We start from the raw sequence: 21344 nt of genomic DNA, 5'->3' as shown, positions 1-21344 counted from the left end.
AGTGGATGCCGGGCCGGCGCAACGGCATCCGGTGCGGCTCCTCATCGCAGGTGCAGGGGCGAGGGGCGCAGCCTATGCCCGGCTCGCCGTTGCCACCGGCCAGGCGGTCGTTGCGGGCGTGGCTGAGCCGCGCCCGGTGCTGCGCAACGGCCTGGCGGCCGAGTTGAATGTGCCGGCGGAGGGCGTGTTCGAGGACTGGCAGGCAATGCTCAAAAACCGCCTGCCGGCCGACGGCATCATCATCGCCACCCCTGACCGTGAGCATGGAGGTCCTTTCGCGGCAGCCGCAGCCCACGGCTACCCGATCCTCCTGGAGAAGCCTGTCGCCGTCGACCCCGCCGGCTGCGCAGAACTGGAACGCCTGGGCCGTGAAAGCGCCGCCGGCGCGACTGTCTGCCATGTGTTGCGCTACACCCCGCTGACAGCGCTCCTCAGGCAGATCCTGTTGGACGGGGCGGTGGGCCGGATCATCTCCGTCCAGCACCTGGAGCCAGTGGGCTTCTGGCATTTCGCGCACTCGTACGTCCGCGGGAACTGGCGCAAGGAGGAAAGCGCGAGCCCGTTCCTCCTTGCCAAGTGCACGCACGACGTCGACTGGCTTTCCTACATCATCGGGAGCAGGCCACTGAAGGTGTCGTCGTTCGGAACGCTGGCCCATTTCCGCCCCGAAGGGGCGCCGGAGGGTGCCGCCCGGCGCTGCATAGACTGCCCTGCGGAGCCCCGCTGCCCCTATTCCGCGCTGAAAATCTATGGTGCGGGCCGGCCCGTGGACGGAGCTAAGGCTGATCCAGCCAAGGCGTATTTCGCGGACGTGGTGGATCCGGGCGGCACGCCAGAGTCGCTGCTGCACGCCCTGGCAACCGGCCCCTATGGCCGCTGCGTCTATTTCTCCGACAATGACGTCGTGGACCACCAGGTAGTGAATATTGAATACGAAAACGGCACAACTGCCGCCTTCACCGCCACGGCCTTCACCGCCGCCGGCCCGCGGCGCACCCGGATCTTCGGCAGCCACGGGGAGATCGACGTGGAAGCCGAAGCCATCTCGGTCTTCGATTTCCTGACCGGAATAACCACTGTCCACCCGGTCCCCGCTGCCGCGCCGCGGGTCCAGGGGGAAAAGCACGAGGGCGGCGACCGCGGCCTGGTGCAGGCCTGGGTGGCTGCGCTGGCCACCGGTGACTGGTCGGCGGTGGTGTCTGGACTGGAGGAGTCCCTGGTCAGCCATGCAGCCGTTTTCGCCGCAGAGGAGGCCCGCCGGAGCAGTGCTGTGGTTGAGGTTGGCTCGTTCAGTCTTAGCCAGTGACCTGGTCGATGGACACGACGGCAAGGAAGCCGCGGCCCAGGACCTCAGGGGAGGCGCTGTCCGAGCCCACCACGGCGTCGTAGCGGCCCAGGGCCTCGGGTTCACGGCGTCCGTCGGAGGCTGTGGCCTGGCCCTGCAGCAGGATCCCCAACTGGCCGGCAAACAGCTGGTGGGCGCGTTTCTTTGAAATCTCAACGATGGACGTGAACCCCTTGAAGCTGCCGGCCCGGGTGATGACGTTGAGGTTCCGGACATCTCCCGTGGGAAGTGCGCAGGAAGTGGCGGCCCCGCCGGGAAACCGGAACGCACGGTACTTCTCCAGGGGATGTTCAGCGCCGTCCACGGTCAGGAGCAGGAGTTCGCCCTCCACCACCGTCAGCACCCGCTCCATGCCAGGAAACGGTGAGAAGTCCCCGGCTTTGGTGATTTCGGCGATGCTGACCCGCCAGTCCCACCCGCCGTCCTGGAGGGAGGCGGCGTCGGGATGGCCGGCAATCTGGCGCGTGACCCCGCCGCCGTTGCGCCAGGGCTGGGGCTTGCGGTCTGCGAAGCGGATGATCTCCATCCGCCCAGCCTAGTTGGCCCGCTGCTTGCCCGTATCGGCAGCCCCGGTTCCCTGCTACTCTCCTGCGGGGGGACAACACGAAAACAGCCTGAAGGAGCCGGGAATGTTCGTCAAAGTGTGTGGTCTCAGCACGCCGGAATCCGTCCGCGCTGCGGTGGAGGCAGGGGCCGACGCAGTGGGTTTCGTCCTCACGGCGAGTCCCCGCGTGGTCTCGCCGTCCCAGGCCTCCGCGCTGCTGGCCGAAGTGCCGAAGGGGGTAACGCCTGTCGGCGTGTTCCGTGACGAGCCGGCTGCCGACGCCGTGGCCATCGCCCGTGCCGCCGGGCTGGAGTGGATCCAGCTGCACGGCCGGCGCTCGCGCGGGGACGTCGCCACGGTGCACGACGCCGGCATGAAGCTGGTCAGGGCCGTCACCATGGGTGCCGCTGCCGAGGACCTGGAGGACTGGGGGGAGGACCTGCTCCTGATCGACGCCGCCGTCCCCGGCTCCGGCGAGGCCTGGGACTATGCGTCCGTGGCCAAACTCCCCGTGCTGCAGGAACGTAAATGGCTGCTGGCAGGCGGCCTGGACGCCGCCAATGTTGCGCAGGCCTCCACGGCGGCGCACGCCTGGGGCGTCGATGTTTCCTCCGGTGTTGAGTCGTCCCGCGGCGTTAAGGACCTGGCCAAGGTCAGCGCCTTCGTGCAGGCGGCCAAGGGTGTTCCTACCCCGGTCTAGCCGCTGATTCAGGGGACCGTAAGGGGAGGCCCCCATCCCGCTGCCATGGCCCCCGGGGCACAATGGAGGGATGAAGGCACTGCTCAACATCATCTGGCTGGTTTTCGGCGGTTTCTGGCTCGCGCTGGGCTATTTCTTCGCGGGGGTGATCTGCTGCCTGCTGGTTGTCACCATTCCCTGGGGCATCGCCTCGTTCCGGATCGCTGCGTATACGCTCTGGCCGTTTGGCCGGACGGTGGTGGACAAGCCCGGCGGTGCGGGCGTGTTCTCCCTGCTGGGCAACGTCATCTGGCTGCTGGTGGCAGGCATCTGGATCGCCATCGGACACGTGGTCACAGCCTTTGCCATGGCAGTGACCATCATTGGCATCCCGCTGGCCATCGCCAACCTGAAGCTCATCCCGGTCTCCCTGATGCCGCTGGGCAAGCAGATTGTGCCCACCAGCCAGCCGTTCGTATCCGCCTACCGATAAAACGCCAGACGGAACGCCGCGGAACAGTGCCACCTCAGCGGGGGCTGAACGCCCCGTTCGCCATGATGGCTACGGCGTCGCTGTCGTCCAGTTCCGCGGCGACATCGACGTCGGCACCGTAGCCCGCCCCGGTCAGCTCACGGCCGCTCGAACAGCCGTGCAGCGTCTCCCGGAGCCGCGGCTCGGCGGCCTCGAAAACGGCCATCGCAGCCACAGCTTCCGGCGAGTATCCGTGCCTGCCGTCTTCGGCCTCGTAACCGCCCTTGCCCGCAGCCACCAGGCCTGCGATGAACGCCCCTGCCCCAATCTGGTCCTCCACGGCGGGCCGGAGGGTGCCGTCCGGCCAGCGTTCGCCGGCAGCAACCACGGCGATCACTGCATCTTCAGGGAGGTTGGCAGCCACCCAGTCCGCGGTGGCTGCGGCATTCCTGAGGCACACGGTGGCCAGCAACGGAACCCTGCGCGCCAGTTCGTGGCAGAGCGCGGAACCGTTGGGTGACGGCAGGACCACGCGCTCAAGGGAATCGGCGGCCCTAAGGCTCGCCGGGGAGAGGCTGAGCCCGCCCCCGTCCCTGGGACCGGCCAGCAGGGCGCGGTGGCGGGCAGCGAAATCCTCCGCGCCGGTGTCCTTCCACGGGAAAGGAAAAACCGCGGCGCCCCGGTCCAGGGCGACGCTCACGCAGGTACTGAAGGAGAGGACGTCAACCACCACGGCAAGGTCCGCGCCGGACGTTACCGTGCTCCCGCCGTCGCGCCCCCACTCAACCCGGACCGCGTAGGGCAGTTGCCGGTGCGCGGCACTGGCAGTGAACGTGTGGCGGGAATTCGAGGTGGGTGCGTTCACGCCAGTTCGCCCTTCAAATTGCGGTGCGCCGCGGCCTGCCACAGTTCCCTTGCCCTGCCGCTGTGGAACAGCGGCTCCAGTTCCAGCAGGTGGCGCACGACGGCGGCGCGCCCGGCTGCGAAGTCGGCGTCGCCGATGTGCGCGTAATCCTTGCGGACGGCAGCAACGTACCTGGCGTATTCCTCCGGATCCCCGCCCAGGACGGACAGGTCGGCGTCGCAGAGGAGGGCGCCGTCGTCGTCCCCCTGTTCCGGGCGGTGGTCGGATGTCAGCCGGACCAGCCGTGCCACCTCGGCCGCCTCCGCCTCCGGAAGGCCGGCGCCGTGCAGGCGCTCCTCGGCCAGGCGCGCGGACTCCTCCTCATCCTGGCCGGCTATGCCGCGGTAGACGGCGTCGTGGAACCAGGCCGCCAGCAGGACTGTCCGCGGCGGGTCGGCGGGATCGGTGAGCAGGTCGAGGGCTTCGAGTACTGCCAGCAGGTGCGTGCAGCCGTGATAGTGGCGGTGGTCCTCGCTCCACCGGTCCAGGAGGTCCAGGAAGAGGGCGTCGTGGCCTGGCATGATCGAGTTCCAGCGGTTCAGCAGCGGGACCTTGAGCGACTTGTTCCGTTGCCGGGCAGGAATGCGCAGGCCGCTGGCAATGAGCCTGCGGACCAGGATCCGCCCTTCGACGGGAACGGCGCCGGCCGCCACGAGGTCGTCGAAGCGGCGCTCCGGAACGTCGTAGTGGTCCCCGTCAAAGGCCCGTTCGGGGACACCCGCCGCCGCCGCGAAGGCGTGCAATTCCGCCAGCGATTCGTCGGAAATGAGGTGCGAGAAGTGCGTTCCGTGCGCGGGCCAGAGGGGCGGGTCGATGTAGAGGACCATGGAGGAAGTCTAGTGCTGCGCCGCCGCGGGTCCCGGATGCGCCTTCCGGCAGCACAGGAGCCCTGAAATGCGGTCCTGTCGCTGTCATTAGGCCGCAAATGCGTACTAGAGTGGCTCTATGCCAACTATCCGCGTCTCCGAGGCCGCCCGTTTCCTGGGCGTCAGTGACGATACCGTCCGGCGCTGGACCGAGAACGGGAGCCTCACGCCGCGGAAGGACGACGCCGGCCGGCTCGCCGTTGACGGCCTGGAACTGGCCAGGCACGCACAAAAACTGGCGCAGCTTCCGGCCGATCCGCACCGTGCAGGCAGCTCGGCCCGCAACCGCTTCGTGGGCCTCGTCACCGGCATCAAGGCTGACAATGTGATGGCTCAGGTGGAGCTGCAGTGCGGCCCCTTCCGCGTGGTGTCCCTGATGAGCAGCGAGGCCGTCAAGGAACTGGGACTGGAACTCGGCTCCGTGGCCACGGCCGTGGTCAAGGCCACCACCGTGATCATCGAAACCCCGCAGGGAAAGGGAACCGCGTGACGCTGGTCCGGCGGGCCGCAGCCCTGCTGGCGGCAATCCTGCTGGCGGCCCTGCTGGCCGGTTGTGCGGGCAGCGGCGCCGGCGCCGGCGCTTCGGGCAACACCGCCCAGGGAGCCGGCCAGGGAACACTGACTGTTTTCGCCGCGGCGTCCCTTAAGGCCAGTTTCACCGAGCTCGCGGAACGGTTCGAAAAGGAGAATCCCGGAACCGTCGTCACCCTTAGCTTTGCCGGGTCGTCGGACCTGGCCACCCAGGTCAGCCAGGGCGCTCCCGCGGACGTGTTCGCCTCGGCGGACACCAGCAACATGGCCAGGCTGCAGGATGCCGGCCTGGTGGACGGCCAGCCGCGGGACTTTGCCACCAATACCCTGGCCATCGCCGTCCCGGCAGGGAACCCGGCAGGAATCGGATCCTTCGCGGACCTGGCCAGGAGCGGAACGAAGCTCGTGATGTGCGCCCGCCAGGTGCCCTGCGGGGCCGCCGCGGCCGCCGTCGAACAGCAGACTGGAACGGACCTCAGCCCGGTCAGCGAGGAAAACTCGGTGGCTGATGTCCTGGGGAAAGTCAGCTCGGGAGAGGCTGACGCCGGACTCGTCTATGTCACCGATCTCCGGGCAGCCGTCGGCAAGGTGGAAAGCGTTCCCTTTCCGGAGTCGGCCGCAGCGGTGAACACGTACCCCATCGCAACGCTTGCCGGCAGCCGCAACAAGACCGCTGCCGCAAAGTTCCTGGAGCTGGTGGCAGGCCCCGAAGGCGGGGAAGTCCTGGCGGCCGCCGGGTTTGGGCCGGTGGGCAGCAGATGATGGGCTGCACGTGACCGGCGGGCAGCAGGCGTATACGGGCATTCCCCGGTGGCTCTACGCGCTCGCAGTCCTTGCCGCCACGATGGTGGTCCTTCCGCTCGTCGCCATGGTGGCACGGGTCAACTGGGCCAACTTCCTTCCGCTGGTCACGTCAGAGTCAGCCCTTGCGGCGCTGGGGCTGAGCCTGCGGACATCGGCGGCCAGCACTGCCCTGTGCGTCGTGCTCGGCGTTCCGCTGGCGGTGGTCCTTGCCCGCGGCGCGCTCCCGCTGCTGGGGCTCCTGCGCTCGCTGGTGCTGCTCCCGCTGGTGCTGCCGCCCGTGGTGGGCGGCATCGCCCTCCTGTACACCTTCGGCCGGCAGGGCCTCCTGGGCAGGACGATTGAGGTGCTGGGGCTGCAGATTGCGTTTTCCACCACCGCCGTGGTCCTGGCCCAGACATTCGTGGCCCTGCCGTTCCTGGTGGTCAGCCTGGAAGGTGCGCTGCGCACCGGCGGACACAGGTACGAGGCGGTGGCAGCGACGCTCGGCGCATCGCCCGGAACCGTCTTCCGCCGCGTCACGCTGCCGCTCGTCCTGCCCGGCCTGGCATCAGGGGCGGTCCTTGCCTTCGCCAGGAGCCTGGGCGAATTCGGCGCCACCCTCACGTTCGCGGGCAGCCTGCAGGGGGTCACCCGGACGCTGCCGCTGGAAATCTACTTGCAGCGGGAGACCGACCCCGACGCCGCCGTCGCGCTATCCCTGGTGCTGGTGGCCGTGGCAGTGGCCGTGGTGGCACTTGCGTACCGGCGCCCCGCGGGCAGGACGCCCGGCCTCCGCCTGTCCGGACAGCGGACGACGCCGGCTCCCGCGGCGGGCGGGGATGTTCCGTGACTTTCTCGTTCCAGGCAGCCGTGGCGGAGCGCGGTTTCGACGTCGCCTTCTCCGTGGGGCCCGCTGAAACCGTTGCAGTGATGGGACCCAACGGCGCCGGCAAGTCGACGCTGTTCTCCGTCATTGCGGGGCTGCTGCGGCCGGACAGCGGACGGGCCGAGCTGAACGGCCGGACCCTGTTCGATGTGGGCGGCGGGCGGAACCAGTGGACCCCGCCCCACCGCCGGGGGACGGCCCTGCTTGCGCAGGAACCGCTGCTTTTCCCGCATCTCAACGCCGCGGACAACGTGGCCTTCGGCCCACGCAGCGCGGGCGCGTCCAAGCTGCTGGCCAGGGCCAGGGCGTTGCAGTGGCTGGCACAGGTGGAAGCTGAAGGCCTTGCAGCACACCGTCCCGGGGAGCTTTCGGGCGGGCAGGCCCAGCGCGTTGCCGTGGCCCGGGCGCTCGCCGCGGATCCAGGCCTCCTCCTCCTCGATGAACCGATGGCCGCGCTGGACATCCACTCGGCCCCGCTGCTCCGGCGGCTGCTCAAACACGTCCTCGCAGACCGGCCGGCCATCATCATCACCCACGATGTCCTGGACGCGCTGATGCTGGCGGACCGGGTGGTGATCCTTGAAAACGGGGGCATCACAGAGGAGGGCCCCACGCGGCAGGTGCTGCAACGGCCCCGCAGCGCCTTCGCGGCCGGGCTGGCAGGGCTCAATTTCGTTCCCGGGACGCTCGCCGGGGACGGCATCCTGACCAGCCGGGGCCAGCACATAGCCGGACACAGCGAGGACCCTATTCCCCCGGGACGGGCGGCGGTGGCCGTGTTCCCGCCGTCGTCCGTTTCCGTCTTCCTCACCGATGCCCACGGAAGCCCGCGTAATTCCTTCGGGGCGGCCATCACCGATCTTGAACCGCATGGCGACTTCGTCCGCGTCAGGGCAGGAAGCCTGGCGGCGGACATCACTCCTGCGGCTTCGGCGGACCTCGGCCTGGTTCCCGGGTTGGCGGTGCACTTCGTGGTGAAGGCGACAGCGGTGTCGGTCTACCCGTTATAGGAGGACCGTGCCCCGCCCTACATGCCGGGCAGGTCCAAAGTTTCGTAGACCTGGATGCTGGCCCCGGGCATCATCAGGTGGGGGTGGCCGTCCAGCAGCGCCTGTGCACCGGCAAGATCATCGGCCTGGATGATCCCGTAACCTGCCACCCCTGCAGGGGCTTCAGAGGCCCCTGCAGCGGTGATTTCCGTTCCGGCACCCAGCGGACTCCCCATGTCCACGATGCCGTCACCGGCGCGCCCGGCCCATTCCATCCAGGCTTTCATGCCCTCCTGCGCGGCTTCCGGCGAGCTTTCCGCCATCTGGGCCTGGGCTGACTGCTGTGCGACGTAAAGAACCACGAACTTTTTCACGGATTGTCCCCTCTTGATTGCGCCGGCGGCACGCTGCCCCAGGCCACAGGCCGATAGTAGAGTGCGCGGCGGCGGATGTGAACAGCAGGGATGGACGCAGATAGGGCCCATTGCCCCTTACGCCGCCGTCGGTGAGCTGTTTCGCTGTAGGCAAACAGTCCCGGAAAGAATCCCCAAATGAAAGTTGAGCGTAGTACACTCAACTTAGGAAAACTGCCCCCGGAAGGAGCTCTCTTTGGACGTCAAATTCACCACCAAGAGCCAGGAGGCTCTTTCGGCTGCGGCCATGAACGCCTCCACGGCCGGAAACCCCCAGGTGGAGCCGGCCCACCTGCTCAAGGCGCTGATGGACCAGCGCGAAGGAGTCGCCGTGGCGCTGCTGCGCGCCACCGGTGCCGATCCGGACTCGGTCAGCGTCCAGGCAAGCAGCGCCATCAAGGCCCTGCCGGCCACCTCCGGCGGCTCCAGCCAGCAGGCCCAGCTCTCCCGCCCCGCCCTGCAGGCCATCCAGAACGCCAAGAATGAGGCTGACCGGCTGGGCGATACTTTCGTCTCCACGGAGGTCCTCCTGCTCGGGCTGTCCGCGGGCAATGATGCCGCGGCGCGCCTGCTGCGCGACGCCGGCGCCTCCCATGAAGCGCTGCTCGCCGCCCTGCCGGGTGTCCGCGGCGACCGCAAGGTGGACAGCCCGGACCCGGAAAACACCTTCCAGGCGCTTGAGAAGTACGGCACGGACCTTACTGGAATGGCCCGGGCAGGCAAGCTGGACCCCGTGATTGGCCGGGATTCCGAAATTCGGCGCGTCATCCAGGTCCTGTCCCGGCGCACCAAGAACAATCCTGTGCTGATCGGCGAACCGGGAGTGGGCAAGACCGCCGTGGTGGAAGGGCTGGCGCAGCGAATGGTGGCGGGCGACGTGCCCGAAAGCCTGCGCGGCAAGACCCTCATCTCCCTTGACCTGGGCTCCATGGTGGCGGGCGCCAAGTACCGCGGGGAGTTCGAGGAGCGGCTGAAGGCCGTCCTTGAGGAGATCAAGGGCTCCGAGGGCCAGGTCGTGACCTTCATCGACGAAATCCACACGGTTGTGGGTGCGGGAGCCACCGGTGATTCCTCGATGGATGCCGGCAACATGCTCAAGCCCATGCTGGCCCGCGGCGAGTTGCGGCTGATCGGTGCGACCACGCTGGATGAGTACCGCGAAAACATCGAGAAGGACGCCGCCCTTGAGCGCCGCTTCCAGCAGGTGTACGTGGGTGAGCCGAGCGTGGAGGACACCATCGGCATCCTCCGCGGCCTCAAGGAGCGCTACGAGGCGCACCATAAGGTGTCTATCGCGGACTCCGCCCTTGTGGCCGCCGCAACGCTGTCCAACCGCTACATCTCGGGCCGGCAGCTGCCGGACAAGGCCATCGACCTGGTGGACGAGGCCGCGTCCCGCCTCCGGATGGAGATCGACTCGGCGCCGGAGGAGATAGACCAGCTGCGGCGCCAGGTGGACCGGCTCACCATGGAGGAGCTGGCCCTGGCCGGGGAATCGGATCCGTCCTCGGTGGAGCGGCTGGCGGCGCTCCGCGCCGACAAGGCTGACAAGGAAGAGGAGCTCTCCGCGCTTAACGCCCGCTGGGAGGCCGAGAAGGCGGGACTCAACCGTGTGGGCGACCTGAAGGCCAAGCTCGACGAACTGCGCTCGGCCGCGGACAAGGCCCAGCGCGAGGGCGACCTGGAGACTGCTTCACGGATTCTCTATGGGGAAATCCCGGCGCTCGAACGCGAGCTGAACGCTGCTGCTGAAGCGGAGGCCGCCGTGGTGGACAAGCCTGCCCAGATGGTGGCCGAGGAAGTGACGGCTGAGGATATTGCCGAGGTCATCTCCGCCTGGACAGGCATTCCCGCCGGACGCATGCTGCAGGGCGAGAGCCAGAAGCTGCTGCACATGGAGGCCGAGCTCGGGAAGCGGCTGATCGGCCAGTCGAAGGCCGTCGCGGCAGTCTCCGACGCCGTCCGGCGCGCGCGTGCCGGGATCAGCGATCCCAACCGCCCCACGGGTTCGTTCCTTTTCCTGGGACCCACCGGCGTGGGCAAGACCGAGCTGGCCAAGGCGCTGGCGGACTTCCTGTTCGACGACGAGCGCGCCATGGTGCGCATCGACATGTCCGAGTACGGCGAGAAGCACTCCGTGGCCCGGCTTGTGGGCGCGCCTCCGGGTTATGTGGGCTATGAGGAGGGCGGCCAGCTGACGGAAGCCGTCCGCCGTCGGCCGTATTCAGTGATCCTGCTGGATGAGGTGGAGAAGGCCCACCCCGAGGTCTTCGATATCCTCCTGCAGGTGCTCGACGACGGCCGGCTCACCGATGGCCAGGGCCGCACCGTGGACTTCCGCAACGTGATCCTGGTGCTGACTTCCAACCTGGGCAGCCAGTTCCTGGTGGACCAGTCCCTGGACGCCGAAGCCAAGCGGAATGCGGTCATGGCCACCGTCAACGCATCCTTCAAACCGGAGTTCCTGAACCGGCTGGACGAGGTTGTGCTGTTCGACGCCCTGACCGTGGAGGAGCTTGCGCGCATTGTGGAGCTTCATGTGGACGAACTCGGACGCCGGCTCCATGAGCGCCGCTTGACCCTCGAAGTCACGGATGGTGCCCGGGCCTGGCTCGCCATCTCCGGGTTCGACCCCGCCTATGGCGCCCGGCCGCTCCGCCGCCTGGTGCAGCGGGAAATCGGCGACAGGCTGGCGAAAGCGATCCTGGCCGGCGAGATCAGCGACGGCGACACGGTGCTGGTGGACACGGCAGCGGACCTCGAGGAACTCACGGCGGCCGGAACCGGACTCCCATCCGCGCCGGTGGGCGGCAGCGGCCTGTCCGTCCGCCGCAAGGACTAAAGCCAGGGGCTATGGATGCCAGGCGTGCTGCCCGGGCGGCCTGGCTGCTAGGGCAGCACGCTTGCATTGATCACGTTGCCGCCGGGGGCAACTACATAGCAGTCCACCCTGCGGTCGCCGGATTCCCAGCTGGTGGTGCTGGGGAAGCTGCGCTCGAAGTTCAGGTCGTAGTCGTTGGCGGCCGGGCCCAGCCTTGCTGCCTGGCACGCTTCCAGGGCCTTCGCCTTCAGTGCCTCGGCGCCGGGATAGGATCCGCCCTCCGGGTAGCGGAACAACGCCACGAGTTGGGCGGAGTGCCCGGTATCGCACGGCACCACGGTGGAGGACAGTGACTCGGGGTCGAAGTCCTTGAAGCAGTCGCCCAGCGCATAGTCGGCGGGCTGGACCCCCTCGCGTGGCAGTGGCAGCGGCGTTGCGGGTGGCGTGACCGTGGTTTCCACCACCCCCGGAACCTGGCCCCGTGAAGTGCTGCTGTCCGGGTTGGAGTTCAGCCACAGGGCGAGCCACGCCAGCGAGCCGATAACGGCCAGCAGGACTGCCACAAAGAACGCTATCCACAGGGTCGGCCGCTTCACCCGCCCGGATCTCGGCGCCGCACCGTCCTGCGGTTCCATATGCGGGTGCAGGACCGGCCGGGCAGCAGGGGCGGGCACGCGCGGCAGCCCGGCGGTGGGGGGCGAGGAGGGTTTCGGCGGGACGTCCTGGTGGTTCACGGGTATGGATCCTCCTGCGTTCTATCCGCGGCGGGCAGCCGGTCTGCGGCCTGTATCAGCAGTTGTCCAAGTGACTCTACCGAAGAAAAAAGCCGTAAACCTGCGGATCGGGGCCGTGAATGGTAACCCAAACCACCTTCGGGGGCCGTCCGTGGCGAGCGGGGGCAGTCGAAAGCATGTAATCTAGGTGTACGACAAATTGACCAAACATTCCGGGGCCTCACCGATAGCCAAGGTGACCACCTCCGGTCCAAGTACAAAAGGGGGTCACGCCATGGGGCGCGGCCGTCAAAAGGCAAAAGCTACCAAGCAGGCTCGGGATATCAAGTACTACTCCCCGAACACTGACTACTCGGCACTTCAGCGTGAGCTGACGGGTCCAAGCAGTCGTGCCACGAGCCATTACGCGAATGAGCCGGTTGAGCCGGACTATTCGGCATATGTGGATAAGTACGCGGATGATTTGGAAGAAGACGACGACGAGGTAGACACCCGTCGGATCGGCTAGTTGTCGCAAGGTGCTGTTGCCGTTACCGGGCAGCCCTGTGACGCCGCAGCACTAACGGATCCAGCGATGGATCCTGGTCCCGGGACCGGTGCGGCGCTTCTTTTTCGGCCCTTGGATCCTGGTGGGTTCCAAGATGCCGACTTCAGTTATTGGGCCCGCTGCCCGCACCTCAACGGTGCGGGCGGCGGGCTTTCTGTTGCCCCGCGCCAGCCAGTCCCACGGCCCCTACGGACGCCAGGACCAGTGCGGAGGCGGGTGCCAGGACTCCCCGCGAGGTGCGCTCAACATGGCCCATGCCCTCAGCCAGGATGAGTCCACACCCGGCGAGGGCTGCTGCGGGCCCGGCCCCAGGAACCGAGAGCGGCGAGCGCGAGTGCGGTTCCGGGCGCTGGCGTCGGCGCCCCTTAGCTGCCGCAGCGGCTCTTCCAGGAGCTGCGTAACAGACATCCGGGGTTGAGGCTTCCGGCCGGGTTCTGCGGAATGTACTGCACCGCCTGCCGGTGCCAGCGCAGGGACCGGACAGGTCCGGGCCTTACCGCGCGGCTACCGAGGGTGACCGCCGGCGTCGGGCTTTGCCAGGGCAGGCAGGATCCGCACCAGGGTGGACTTCCCGGAGCTGGAGCTCCCCACCAGGGCCGTGCTGGTGCCCGGTGAAAGCTGCAGCCTGATGTTGTGGAGTGCCCCTGCCGGCCTCTTCTGGCGGAAACCGGGCCTGGGGTAGGCGAAGGAGATGTTGTTGGCAGGGAGCGGCCCCATCATGCTGAGCCCGCCGTTACCAGGCGGGGCGTGTAGGGGTGTTGCGGGTCTTGGAGCAACTCAGCCATGGATGCCTGCTCCACGATCCGGCCGCTTCCATCACGATGGCGCGCGTGCACAGCGCAGCCGCTGCAGTGGGGTCGTAGGTAATCAAGAGCAGGCTGCGGCCCTCGGCCGCCCAGGTGCGAAGGGTTGCCAGTACTTTCAGTTGGGTGACGGCGTCAAGGGCGGTGGCGGGTTCGCCAGCCACCAACACGGAGGCGCCGCAGGCTAGGGCAAGGGCAATGCAGACGCGCTGCAGCTGTCCGGTATAGGAGATCTTCCCGCTGTCCTCCACGGAAAAAGGGTCGCCGGATGCACTAATCGCCGCCCGCCGATGGAGAGTGAAAGGTTTGTCACGGACAGGGCTGACGCAGGCATGGGAATGTCAATTCTTTGGCAGGGTCACCAATGGTAGAGACACATTCAGTCAAGAATCATTCGCACTAGTGTAGTTTGTCCGCGTTAAAGCAAAGAAATGCGCCCCCAGCGGGAGCGCATTTCTTGACGAGCTAGTTGGATATGGTGACGGGACCCTGAGAGGATTCGCAAACGGTCCGCGTCTCGCCGGAACGATCGACTGCCTTGCCGAGAACTGCAACTGGGCCTACTTTGACCCCGCAGATCTCAGCGGCGACCTGAGCGGCGACGCCTATGTCGACGTTGTTCAAGACGTTTACATCGCCCACAGCAACGTTCACCAGGCCGTCCTGGACCTGAATCGGCGATGCCGCCTGTGCGGGCATGGACATTGCTCCGACCATAAGCAGTGATCCTGCTGCTGCTGCGGTAACTTTCTTCAGTACTGACATTTTTCGCTCCCTTAATTCGAGCCTGGTCCCGGCCTCATGCAACCCGTAATGCGACTCGTGGGTTGAATTAGGCCGCGCTGTATCGCGCAGGGAACAAGCGTCTCTGTGGTTGCATTCTTGGTTCCGCAAATGTGCGGTGAAAGTCAGTCCGCCTGAGGGTAACTCCGAGTCAGGCTCTGGGCTCAAGCACTGAGCCCGGAAGAAGTGTCCCCCAGCATTTCCTGGCTGCCTTCCATGCTTCGACCCTAATGCTAAGTATGCTTAGTAGTCAAGGGAAAAGAGTGCCGCCAATCACTTTCTTGCAGGACGGCTAGCGTGTCCCGCTGGCCCTAAAGCGCATCGGGTGCTCCGTACCTCCCGCTTTGATGGATCAACAGGGCCGGCACGGAGCACCCGACGGAGTTGTCAGGCGTAGGTATTGACCAGGCTAACCGCGCCGTCGTCCACGCCTTGGCGCCCGGCATGTATCAGGGGCGGATTTGAGGGTGGACCCCGGGGTTGGCTTGCGCACAGAAGGGCCCCAGCCGGTGGCTGGGGCCCTTGGGCAAGGCTTGGAATTGCGGGACGCTGCGCCATGCGCTGTGTGGCATGTCCCCCGTGGAGCCTGCTGAACTGCTAGTTATTCACGATGCGCACCGGGCCGGTGGCGGTATCGCAGACGGTCTGTTCGGTGCCGGTGGCGTCTACTGCTTCGCCAAGAACTGCGACCGATCCGATGTCGGCGACATCGCAGAGGGTTGCTGCGACACTGGCTGCAACATTCACGTCCACGGCATCCTCGACAGTGATGTCGCCGACCGTGACATTTACAAGGCCGTCATTCAACGTATTGTTGTTCGCTGCGTGTGAAGGGCCGGCGACGGCGCCCAGCAAGAACAGGCTTCCAGCGGCTGCGGCGGTGGTTTTCTTCAGAACTGACATAATTTTCGCTCCCTTGATATCTGCCCCGGTGCCCCTGTGGGCAGTCCGCCCGCAATTGGGCATGTTGACTGCCTGATGCCGTGCTGCTGCACGGCGCAGGTACCGGACGTCTTTATGGTTGCTTCTTGGCATCCGCCGGATCGGCGGGGGAAGGCGGTCCAACCGAGCGGGCACTTGCCGCCGGACTCGGGCGGGGCGGGCATTACGCTCTCGAAAACCCCGCGTTGACCTTCTGTGCTGCACTTCCATTTAAAAGCCTAAAGGTAAGCATGCTTAGCAGTCAAGGGACTGAGTGTTTTATCTCAGATAACCGGTTTTGGGGGCATTCCCCGGCGCCGGTTAAAGCAATCGAGTGCTCCTTATCTGCCGCTTTGACGGGGCAAAGCGGCCGGTACGGAGCACTCGATGGAGTATTTAGGCGTAGGTGTTGACCAGGCGAACCGCGCCGCCGTTTACGCCCTTGGCGCCCTGGACGTAGTCCGGCCCGGTCTTGAGGATTGCATCCGAATCCTCGGTGACGGTGCCCATGACCCAGGACAGCAGGCCGCGGTCGTTGAGGCGGGCCACTGCAGCGTCCGCGGCTTCGGCGGACACGATGGCCACCATGCCCACACCCAGGTTCAGGGTGCGTTCCAGGTCCGCCAGCGGCACGTTGCCCAGTTCGGACACCAGCTTGAAGATGGCAGGCAGCTCCCAGGTGTTGCGGTCCACGGTGGCCACGAGGCCCTGGGGGAGCACGCGGGCCAGGTTGGCGGCGAGGCCTCCGCCGGTGACGTGGCTGAAGCCGTGCACGGCAGACGAGCCCGTGACAGGGAAGGCGCGGGCCAGGTCCAGGCAGTCGGCAGCGTAGACGCGGGTGGGCTCGAGAAGTTCCTCGCCCAGGGTGCGGCCCAGTTCGGAGACCTGGCGGTCCAGTGCCCAGCCGGCGTGGTTGATCACGCGGCGGACCAGGGAATAGCCGTTGGAGTGCAAGCCGGAGGAGGCCATGCCGATGACCACGTCACCGGCGCGCACGCGGTCCGGACCCAGGAGCTGGTCGGCTTCAACCACGCCGGTGGCCGCGCCTGCGACGTCGTACTCGTGCTCGCCCAGCAGGCCGGGGTGTTCGGCGGTTTCACCGCCCACCAGGGCCGTTCCGGCCACGGAGCATGCTGCTGCGATGCCGCGGACAATATCGGCGATGCGCTCCGGCACCACCTTGCCGCAGGCGATGTAGTCGGTCATGTACAGCGGCTCAGCGCCAACCACGACGATGTCATCCACCACCATGCCGACGAGGTCGAAGCCGATGGTGTCGTGGATGTCCATGGCCTGGGCGATGGCAACCTTGGTGCCCACGCCGTCGGTGGACGTGGCCAGCAGCGGCCTCTTGAAGGTCAGGAGACGGGAGACGTCGTAGAGCCCGGCGAACCCGCCCACCCCGCCGATCACCGAGGAGTTGTGGGTGGCCTTGACGGCCCCCTTCATCAGCTCGACGGCGCGGTCCCCGGCTTCAACGTCAACGCCGGCTGAGGCGTAGGTGATGCCGGCGGCGTTACCGGGGGTGTTGCCAGGGGCGGGGGCAGCGGAAGTCATACGGACTCTTTCTTGTCAGCGCCGGTGGCGGCGTGTGCGTCCGGCACGAGGTCGGCGTCGGTCAGCAGGTTTTCAAACTCGGAGTCCGGTCCAGGATCGCAACCGGTGGCGCCGGACTTCTCCGCAGGATCTTCCTGGGAATCGACGGAGAGGGCCGCTGTTGCGCCCGGAAGGGCCGACGGCGAGGGCTTGAGGCCGCCGAGGTCCGTCCGCTCCAGCAGGTTCTTGCCCAGCTTGTCCGCACCCGGAAGCTCGATGGGGTACTTGCCGGTGAAGCAGGCAGTGCAGAGCCGCTCCCGCGGCTGCCGGGTGGCGCCGATCATCCCGTCCTCGGAGATGTAGGCCAGCGAGTCCGCCCCGATGGCCTGCGAGATCTCGTCGATGGTGGCGCCGTTGGCAATCAGCTCGGCCCGTGAGGCGAAGTCGATGCCATAGAAGCACGGCCACTGCACGGGCGGGGAGGAAATTTTGACGTGGACGGCGGCGGCCCCGGCCTCGCGGAGCATGCGGACAATGGCCCGCTGGGTGTTCCCGCGGACGATGGAATCGTCCACCACCACAACGCGCTTGCCGCGGATCACGGACTCGAGGGCGTTGAGCTTGAGCCGGATGCCCAGCTGGCGGAGGGTCTGCGAGGGCTGGATGAACGTGCGGCCCACGTAGGAGTTCTTGACGAAGCCGTGTGCAAAGGGAATCCCGGATTCCTCGGCGTAGCCCACGGCCGCCGGCGTGCCGGACTCCGGTACCGGGATGACGATGTCCGCCACCTGCGTGTTTTCGCGGGCCAGCTGGCGGCCCATCTCCACGCGGGACTCATAGACGGAGCGGCCGGCAATGGCGGCGTCCGGACGCGCAAGGTAGACGTACTCGAAAACGCAGCCGGCCGGCGTCGCCTCTGCAAAGCGCTGGGAACGTACGCCCTGCTCGTCGATGGCGATGAACTCACCGGGCTCGATTTCGCGGATAAAGCTGGCGCCCACGGTGGCGAGGCCGGACTGCTCGGAGGCCACAACCCAGCCGCGTTCCAGCCGGCCCAGGACCAGCGGGCGGATGCCGTAGGTGTCCCTGGCGGCGTACAGCGTGCCTTCGTCCATGAAGACGAAACAGAAGCCGCCCTTGATCTTGGGCAGGAGCTCGATGGCCGTCTCTTCGAGGCTCTTCCCCGGCTCGCCCTCCAGCAGGGCGGTGACCAGGGCGGTGTCCGAGGTGTTGCCCTGCTTCATTTCGCCGGTGAGCTGGTCGCCGTGGCGCTCCTGGATCATGGCGTTCAGCTCGGCCGTGTTGGTCAGGTTGCCGTTGTGTGCCAGGGCGACGGTGCCGGTGCTGGTGGCGCCGAGGGTGGGCTGCGCGTTGGCCCAGTGGCTTGCGCCGGTGGTGGAGTAGCGGCAGTGTCCCACCGCCAGGTGCCCGGTCAGGGTGTTCAGCGTGGTCTCGTCGAAGACCTGGGAGACGAGTCCCATGTCCTTGTAGACGTTGATCCGCTTGCCGTCGCTGGTGGCAATACCAGCCGACTCCTGACCGCGGTGCTGTAGTGCATACAGCCCGTAATAGGTAAGTTTTGCTACCTCTTCACCTGGTGCCCAGACTCCGAAGACGCCACAAGCGTCCTGCGGGCCTTTTTCGCCAGGGAGAAGATCATGGGAAAGTTTTCCATCGCCGCGTGCCACTGGTCGATTATCTCACGACATGCGGTAGGACTTTTCCGGGCGCCCGTTTGTGACCGGGGCGCGCTGTAACCGGGGCTACGGCTGGGGATCCGTGTCCGGCTCGGAGTCCGGCACGGCTTCCACCACGGCCCGCTGCTGCCGCCTGACACTGCGGCGGTCCAGGATCAGCGCCAGCACGGCCCCAAGGATGGCGCCGCCGCCCGCGAACAGCACCATGAAGAACCCAAAGACAGCGCCGGCGTCGAAGCTGGGGTTCGCCGGAACGGCATACGCCACCACCGCTGCAGCCGCGATGCCCGCCAGTGCGCCGAGGATGAGGAAGGGCACATACTTGGGCGCGCGGCGGACGGTAACTTCGCGCTGCTCGGCAGGGGGTTGTTCAGAAGGCATGCATCAAGCCTACATTTTTCGAAGCTTCAGCTGCCGCGGTAGGTGGAGTAGGCGAACGGGCTCAGGAGGAGGGGGACGTGGTAGTGCTCCGGGCCGGTCACCTCGAACACCAGGTCCACTTCCGGGAAGAACGTGGCTGTCTGCAGGCCTGCGTAGTAGTCCCCGGTGGCGAAGTTCAGCTTGTAGTGCCCGGCCTCCAGCCGCTCCGGACCGAGGTCCTTGGCGCGGCCGTCGGCGTCGGTGGTGGAATCTGCCACGTGGCGCCAAGTGCCGCCGTCGTTCCGGTAGAGGACGACGGCGACTCCCGCGGCCGGGCGTCCGGCACCGGTGTCCAGGATGTGCGTAGTGACGTGGGAGACGCTCATTCGGTGATCAGTCCTTCAAGCCGGAGCACGGCAATTTCGCGCAGCTGCTGGGCCACGATCGTGTCTTCTTCGGCCGGGGAGTTTGCGAGCCGTTCATTCAGGGCCTGCAGGATTTCCGGGGCGGTGCGGCCGGCGGCGCGGATCAGGAAGACCCTTCCGAACTTCTCCTCGTAATCCCTGTTGCCTCGGGCCAGGGCTTCCGTGAGGGCCGTGTCTGCAGGATCCACCCCGGCCTGCTCGGAACGGGACATGGACGCCTCGGTGGTGGCCGCCGTCGGACGTTCCCCAATGCGCGGATGGTGCGCCATGGCGGACTCCACCTCGGCAGGGGTAAAGGGGCTGGCTGACTGCGATGCGTAGGTGAGCAGGGAAGCCTTGGTGGTGAACGGGCGGCCCGCCGTGACGGCATCCACCCATCGCGTGACGTCGATGCAGGGCCTCAGTGTTTCTGCGGCCCGGGCAGGGTCCGCGCTGTTGAATTCGGCAAGCTTCATGCTGGCTGTTCCTAGGTGGCGATCTGCTGGCATCCATGGTGACGGCTATGCGGAGGCCGGACTTTCCGGCGCCGGCAACTGGCTGTCGCGCGGCTTCCACATCATGGAACTGTTATTTCAGCATACGTAATATTCAAGAGCAGCCGCGCTGTGGTGTCAAGAGGTTACAACAGAAACGGTGTTGCCCGATCTTGCGGAAATCCTTGGACCGGCTTGCCCGGACATTGAGGTGCGGGCGGGACACTCGAAGACAGGCAGCAGCTTCCATCGGACAAGGGTCAAAGACGACCCGCCGGGGAGGTTGAACGGCTCGGAGAAGGTGCAGCCCATGGGACAAGTCAAGATCACAGACCATACGGCGGTCGGTTCGGCTGCCGCCGCGGCCCTGGACAAGGGCCTGGAGAAGAGCCGCGCTTTGATGCGCGTCTACTTTCACAGGCGGAAGGTCCGGGCAGCAGCCAGTGCGTTGGCCGAAGCCCTGGCGGAATCGAGGGAGGTCTGGAGTTGGCCGGGGGACAGGCTTCCGCTAGGCGCCGAGATGTCCCAGCAGGTGGAGCAGCTGACCCGCCGGCTCAAGTTGGAAACCGAAGCGCACCACAGGCTGGAGACGCTTTTCAGGACTGCGGCCGGGGGCCGTTCCGTACTGGCGCTTTAAGTGCCACACTTATGAGCAATCGAGTGGCTGGGGGTTTACCGGGTCAGGAGATTGCTATGAGTTGGTTTACAGGGTGGGCGTACCTTATTGCTGGGCTCATGACAGCCGATGCGCTGCTGCTGGCGCTGTGGGCAATTGACGAGGGCTGGCCCGGGAGCTGGTGGAAAAAGCCCTGACGCGCCGGGGCGCCCTTAGCTCGGCCGCAACTCCAGGCGCATCAGCACCCGAGGGAAGCCATTAAGGACTGACTCCGTGTCCGCGGCCTTGGTGAAACCCGCGTCCTCAAACAGTTTCCGCGTGCCCACATAGGCCATGGTGAGGTCCACTTTCCTGCCGCTGTTGTCCACCGGATACCCCTCGATGGCCGGGGCGCCATAACTCCGGGCCAGGTCCACGGCCCCTGCCAGCAAATGGTGCGAAATGCCCCTGCCGCGGTATCCAGGCCGCACCCTGATGCACCAGACCGACCACACATCCGCATCGTCCACATGGGGGATCTTCCGGTTGCGGGCGAAACTGGTATCCGCGCGGGGGTGGACCGCTGCCCACCCAACTGGCTCGCCGCCGTCGTACGCCAAAACCCCCGCCGGTGGATCCTCCGCGACCAACTGCCTGACCAGCTCTCCGCGCTCGGTCCCGCGCAGCGCCTGGTTCAGTTTGGACGGGATGCGGTAGCTCAGGCACCAGCACACGTTGGCGTCCGGCCGCTTGGGCCCAACTATGGTTTTGACGTCCTCGAACTGTGTTGCGGGCCGGACCTGGATGGCCATGCGGCAATCCTGTCACCGGGCAGGGGCTCCGGCAACAGCACTCTCGAGGCCTCCGTAGGGCATTGCCGTGCCACAGAAGGGGGACACTCGGACCGGGCAGCGTTAGACTGGGCAGCCAGGCAACGGCAGAAGACATGGCGGGCACAATGAACGATAATCTGCATCTCACTCCGGACGACCAGTTCCCCGAGGACCTCCAAAAGGTATCGGATAACGAATTGCAGGTCCTGGACAGCCGCATCCAGCGCCAGCTCGACCACGAAATGGTGATAGACGGCGAATCGGACCGTGAAACGGAATTCCGCCACTACGAACTGGACGTTGAATTCAACGACCGCGACAAGCGCTGACTCGCTGGCCGTGTCCGTGAGTGTGGGATGTCACTACACTGGGACGCATGACCGAGCAGGAACCGGTCCGGCCGC

General features: G+C 66.7%; 26 protein-coding genes. 11 read left to right on the top strand and 15 right to left on the bottom strand.

Annotated elements, in window-relative coordinates; genetic code table 11:
- The first annotated feature begins 1 nt into the window (after position 1).
- Positions 2-1306, top strand: a complete 1305-nt coding sequence (locus tag C3B78_RS17930) for a Gfo/Idh/MocA family protein (RefSeq protein ID WP_234005456.1) — start codon at positions 2-4, stop codon at positions 1304-1306.
- Here the strand turns inward: C3B78_RS17930 and C3B78_RS17925 are convergent.
- Entirely contained in the window at positions 1296-1871 is a 576-nt protein-coding gene (locus tag C3B78_RS17925) for a HutD/Ves family protein (protein ID WP_104999263.1), read from the bottom strand. The two genes, C3B78_RS17930 and C3B78_RS17925, sit on opposite strands and share 11 nt — an antisense overlap.
- Before the next feature lie 103 nt (positions 1872-1974).
- On the opposite strand from C3B78_RS17925, the gene C3B78_RS17920 reads away from it, so the two are divergent.
- Together C3B78_RS17920 and C3B78_RS17915 are read left to right on the top strand one after the other, a co-directional pair.
- Positions 1975-2589, top strand: a complete 615-nt coding sequence (locus C3B78_RS17920; protein WP_104999262.1) for a phosphoribosylanthranilate isomerase — start codon at positions 1975-1977, stop codon at positions 2587-2589.
- Between the two features lie 70 nt (positions 2590-2659).
- Complete coding sequence (locus C3B78_RS17915; protein WP_104999261.1) at positions 2660-3061, top strand: YccF domain-containing protein; 402 nt, start codon at positions 2660-2662, stop codon at positions 3059-3061.
- A 34-nt stretch (positions 3062-3095) separates the two neighbouring features.
- Here C3B78_RS17915 and C3B78_RS17910 read toward each other — a convergent pair whose 3' ends face one another.
- Together C3B78_RS17910 and C3B78_RS17905 are read right to left on the bottom strand one after the other, a co-directional pair.
- Positions 3096-3905 (bottom strand): 2-phosphosulfolactate phosphatase, encoded by an 810-nt coding sequence (locus tag C3B78_RS17910; protein WP_104999260.1) that lies wholly within the window; start codon positions 3903-3905, stop codon positions 3096-3098.
- A complete protein-coding gene (locus C3B78_RS17905; RefSeq protein ID WP_104999259.1) occupies positions 3902-4771 on the bottom strand; it encodes a DUF4031 domain-containing protein in 870 nt (289 codons plus the stop codon). Before C3B78_RS17905 ends, C3B78_RS17910 begins: the two co-directional genes overlap by 4 nt.
- Positions 4772-4889: 118 nt before the next feature.
- Between C3B78_RS17905 and C3B78_RS17900 the strand changes: the two genes are divergently transcribed.
- From C3B78_RS17900 to C3B78_RS17885, 4 genes are all read left to right on the top strand, one after another.
- Complete coding sequence (locus tag C3B78_RS17900; protein WP_104999258.1) at positions 4890-5300, top strand: TOBE domain-containing protein; 411 nt, start codon at positions 4890-4892, stop codon at positions 5298-5300.
- Positions 5297-6103, top strand: a complete 807-nt coding sequence (gene modA, locus C3B78_RS17895) for a molybdate ABC transporter substrate-binding protein (RefSeq protein ID WP_199775284.1) — start codon at positions 5297-5299, stop codon at positions 6101-6103. Before C3B78_RS17900 ends, modA begins: the two co-directional genes overlap by 4 nt.
- Before the next feature lie 82 nt (positions 6104-6185).
- Positions 6186-6974, top strand: a complete 789-nt coding sequence (locus C3B78_RS17890) for an ABC transporter permease (protein WP_234005621.1) — start codon at positions 6186-6188, stop codon at positions 6972-6974.
- The gene (locus C3B78_RS17885; RefSeq protein ID WP_104999257.1) at positions 6971-8020 is read left to right on the top strand and encodes a sulfate/molybdate ABC transporter ATP-binding protein; all 1050 of its coding nucleotides are present in this window, start codon (positions 6971-6973) and stop codon (positions 8018-8020) included. The genes C3B78_RS17890 and C3B78_RS17885 overlap by 4 nt, the downstream gene beginning before the upstream one ends.
- A gap of 17 nt (positions 8021-8037) precedes the next feature.
- On the opposite strand, the gene C3B78_RS17880 is transcribed toward C3B78_RS17885, so the two are convergent.
- Positions 8038-8373 (bottom strand): hypothetical protein, encoded by a 336-nt coding sequence (locus C3B78_RS17880; RefSeq protein WP_158677287.1) that lies wholly within the window; start codon positions 8371-8373, stop codon positions 8038-8040.
- A 235-nt stretch (positions 8374-8608) separates the two neighbouring features.
- Here C3B78_RS17880 and clpB point away from each other — a divergent pair, with 235 nt between their 5' ends.
- On the top strand, positions 8609-11254 hold the full coding sequence (gene clpB, locus C3B78_RS17875; RefSeq protein WP_104999255.1) for an ATP-dependent chaperone ClpB: 2646 nt from the start codon (positions 8609-8611) through the stop codon (positions 11252-11254).
- A 47-nt stretch (positions 11255-11301) separates the two neighbouring features.
- On the opposite strand, the gene C3B78_RS17870 is transcribed toward clpB, so the two are convergent.
- Positions 11302-11967, bottom strand: coding sequence for a septum formation family protein (locus C3B78_RS17870; protein WP_104999254.1), 666 nt, complete (start codon positions 11965-11967; stop codon positions 11302-11304).
- Positions 11968-12241: 274 nt separating this feature from the next.
- Here C3B78_RS17870 and C3B78_RS17865 point away from each other — a divergent pair, with 274 nt between their 5' ends.
- Complete coding sequence (locus C3B78_RS17865) at positions 12242-12475, top strand: DUF3073 domain-containing protein (RefSeq protein ID WP_009359485.1); 234 nt, start codon at positions 12242-12244, stop codon at positions 12473-12475.
- Positions 12476-13018: 543 nt separating this feature from the next.
- On the opposite strand, the gene C3B78_RS17860 is transcribed toward C3B78_RS17865, so the two are convergent.
- From C3B78_RS17860 to uraD, 9 genes are all read right to left on the bottom strand, one after another.
- Positions 13019-13234 carry an ATP-binding cassette domain-containing protein gene (locus C3B78_RS17860; RefSeq protein ID WP_104999253.1) on the bottom strand — a complete coding sequence of 72 codons (216 nt, stop codon included), beginning with the start codon at positions 13232-13234 and terminating at the stop codon, positions 13019-13021.
- A 13-nt stretch (positions 13235-13247) separates the two neighbouring features.
- Positions 13248-13568, bottom strand: coding sequence for a hypothetical protein (locus C3B78_RS17855; protein ID WP_104999252.1), 321 nt, complete (start codon positions 13566-13568; stop codon positions 13248-13250).
- Between the two features lie 214 nt (positions 13569-13782).
- A complete protein-coding gene (locus tag C3B78_RS17850) occupies positions 13783-14082 on the bottom strand; it encodes a hypothetical protein (protein ID WP_104999251.1) in 300 nt (99 codons plus the stop codon).
- Between the two features lie 615 nt (positions 14083-14697).
- Positions 14698-15003: a hypothetical protein gene (locus C3B78_RS17845; protein ID WP_104999250.1), complete on the bottom strand. Its 306-nt coding sequence runs from the start codon at positions 15001-15003 to the stop codon at positions 14698-14700.
- A gap of 414 nt (positions 15004-15417) precedes the next feature.
- On the bottom strand, positions 15418-16578 hold the full coding sequence (purM, locus tag C3B78_RS17840) for a phosphoribosylformylglycinamidine cyclo-ligase (protein WP_104999249.1): 1161 nt from the start codon (positions 16576-16578) through the stop codon (positions 15418-15420).
- The gene (gene purF / locus C3B78_RS17835; protein WP_104999248.1) at positions 16575-18245 is read right to left on the bottom strand and encodes an amidophosphoribosyltransferase; all 1671 of its coding nucleotides are present in this window, start codon (positions 18243-18245) and stop codon (positions 16575-16577) included. Before purF ends, purM begins: the two co-directional genes overlap by 4 nt.
- Positions 18246-18320: 75 nt before the next feature.
- The gene (locus C3B78_RS17830) at positions 18321-18635 is read right to left on the bottom strand and encodes a hypothetical protein (protein WP_104999247.1); all 315 of its coding nucleotides are present in this window, start codon (positions 18633-18635) and stop codon (positions 18321-18323) included.
- A gap of 26 nt (positions 18636-18661) precedes the next feature.
- Positions 18662-19000 carry a hydroxyisourate hydrolase gene (uraH, locus tag C3B78_RS17825; protein WP_104999246.1) on the bottom strand — a complete coding sequence of 113 codons (339 nt, stop codon included), beginning with the start codon at positions 18998-19000 and terminating at the stop codon, positions 18662-18664.
- Complete coding sequence (gene uraD / locus C3B78_RS17820) at positions 18997-19494, bottom strand: 2-oxo-4-hydroxy-4-carboxy-5-ureidoimidazoline decarboxylase (protein WP_104999245.1); 498 nt, start codon at positions 19492-19494, stop codon at positions 18997-18999. The genes uraH and uraD overlap by 4 nt, the downstream gene beginning before the upstream one ends.
- 328 nt (positions 19495-19822) lie before the next feature.
- Here uraD and C3B78_RS17815 point away from each other — a divergent pair, with 328 nt between their 5' ends.
- On the top strand, positions 19823-20149 hold the full coding sequence (locus C3B78_RS17815) for a hypothetical protein (protein ID WP_104999876.1): 327 nt from the start codon (positions 19823-19825) through the stop codon (positions 20147-20149).
- 191 nt (positions 20150-20340) lie between these two features.
- Here the strand turns inward: C3B78_RS17815 and C3B78_RS17810 are convergent, their stop codons facing one another.
- The gene (locus tag C3B78_RS17810) at positions 20341-20919 is read right to left on the bottom strand and encodes a GNAT family N-acetyltransferase (RefSeq protein WP_104999244.1); all 579 of its coding nucleotides are present in this window, start codon (positions 20917-20919) and stop codon (positions 20341-20343) included.
- A 146-nt stretch (positions 20920-21065) separates the two neighbouring features.
- Between C3B78_RS17810 and C3B78_RS17805 the strand changes: the two genes are divergently transcribed.
- Positions 21066-21269 carry a hypothetical protein gene (locus tag C3B78_RS17805; protein ID WP_104999875.1) on the top strand — a complete coding sequence of 68 codons (204 nt, stop codon included), beginning with the start codon at positions 21066-21068 and terminating at the stop codon, positions 21267-21269.
- The last annotated feature ends 75 nt before the right edge of the window (positions 21270-21344 follow it).

The sequence above is a fragment of the Arthrobacter sp. PGP41 genome (assembly GCF_002953935.1).
Lineage (GTDB): Bacteria > Actinomycetota > Actinomycetes > Actinomycetales > Micrococcaceae > Arthrobacter.
This window is presented reverse-complemented; position numbering and strand designations above follow the sequence as displayed.

What these genes read in the sequence shown, in the direction of transcription:
- C3B78_RS17925 (WP_104999263.1), bottom strand. Translation starts at nt 1,871, where the DNA reads ATGGAGATCATCCGCTTCGCAGACCGCAAGCCCCAGCCCTGGCGCAAC.
- C3B78_RS17920 (WP_104999262.1), top strand. Translation starts at nt 1,975, where the DNA reads ATGTTCGTCAAAGTGTGTGGTCTCAGCACGCCGGAATCCGTCCGCGCT.
- C3B78_RS17915 (WP_104999261.1), top strand. Translation starts at nt 2,660, where the DNA reads ATGAAGGCACTGCTCAACATCATCTGGCTGGTTTTCGGCGGTTTCTGG.
- C3B78_RS17905 (WP_104999259.1), bottom strand. Translation starts at nt 4,771, where the DNA reads ATGGTCCTCTACATCGACCCGCCCCTCTGGCCCGCGCACGGAACGCAC.
- C3B78_RS17900 (WP_104999258.1), top strand. Translation starts at nt 4,890, where the DNA reads ATGCCAACTATCCGCGTCTCCGAGGCCGCCCGTTTCCTGGGCGTCAGT.
- C3B78_RS17890 (WP_234005621.1), top strand. Translation starts at nt 6,186, where the DNA reads ATGGTGGTCCTTCCGCTCGTCGCCATGGTGGCACGGGTCAACTGGGCC.
- C3B78_RS17865 (WP_009359485.1), top strand. Translation starts at nt 12,242, where the DNA reads ATGGGGCGCGGCCGTCAAAAGGCAAAAGCTACCAAGCAGGCTCGGGAT.
- C3B78_RS17860 (WP_104999253.1), bottom strand. Translation starts at nt 13,234, where the DNA reads ATGATGGGGCCGCTCCCTGCCAACAACATCTCCTTCGCCTACCCCAGG.
- C3B78_RS17850 (WP_104999251.1), bottom strand. Translation starts at nt 14,082, where the DNA reads ATGTCAGTACTGAAGAAAGTTACCGCAGCAGCAGCAGGATCACTGCTT.
- C3B78_RS17845 (WP_104999250.1), bottom strand. Translation starts at nt 15,003, where the DNA reads ATGTCAGTTCTGAAGAAAACCACCGCCGCAGCCGCTGGAAGCCTGTTC.
- purM (WP_104999249.1), bottom strand. Translation starts at nt 16,578, where the DNA reads ATGACTTCCGCTGCCCCCGCCCCTGGCAACACCCCCGGTAACGCCGCC.
- C3B78_RS17830 (WP_104999247.1), bottom strand. Translation starts at nt 18,635, where the DNA reads ATGCCTTCTGAACAACCCCCTGCCGAGCAGCGCGAAGTTACCGTCCGC.
- uraH (WP_104999246.1), bottom strand. Translation starts at nt 19,000, where the DNA reads ATGAGCGTCTCCCACGTCACTACGCACATCCTGGACACCGGTGCCGGA.
- uraD (WP_104999245.1), bottom strand. Translation starts at nt 19,494, where the DNA reads ATGAAGCTTGCCGAATTCAACAGCGCGGACCCTGCCCGGGCCGCAGAA.
- C3B78_RS17815 (WP_104999876.1), top strand. Translation starts at nt 19,823, where the DNA reads ATGGGACAAGTCAAGATCACAGACCATACGGCGGTCGGTTCGGCTGCC.
- C3B78_RS17810 (WP_104999244.1), bottom strand. Translation starts at nt 20,919, where the DNA reads ATGGCCATCCAGGTCCGGCCCGCAACACAGTTCGAGGACGTCAAAACC.
- C3B78_RS17805 (WP_104999875.1), top strand. Translation starts at nt 21,066, where the DNA reads ATGAACGATAATCTGCATCTCACTCCGGACGACCAGTTCCCCGAGGAC.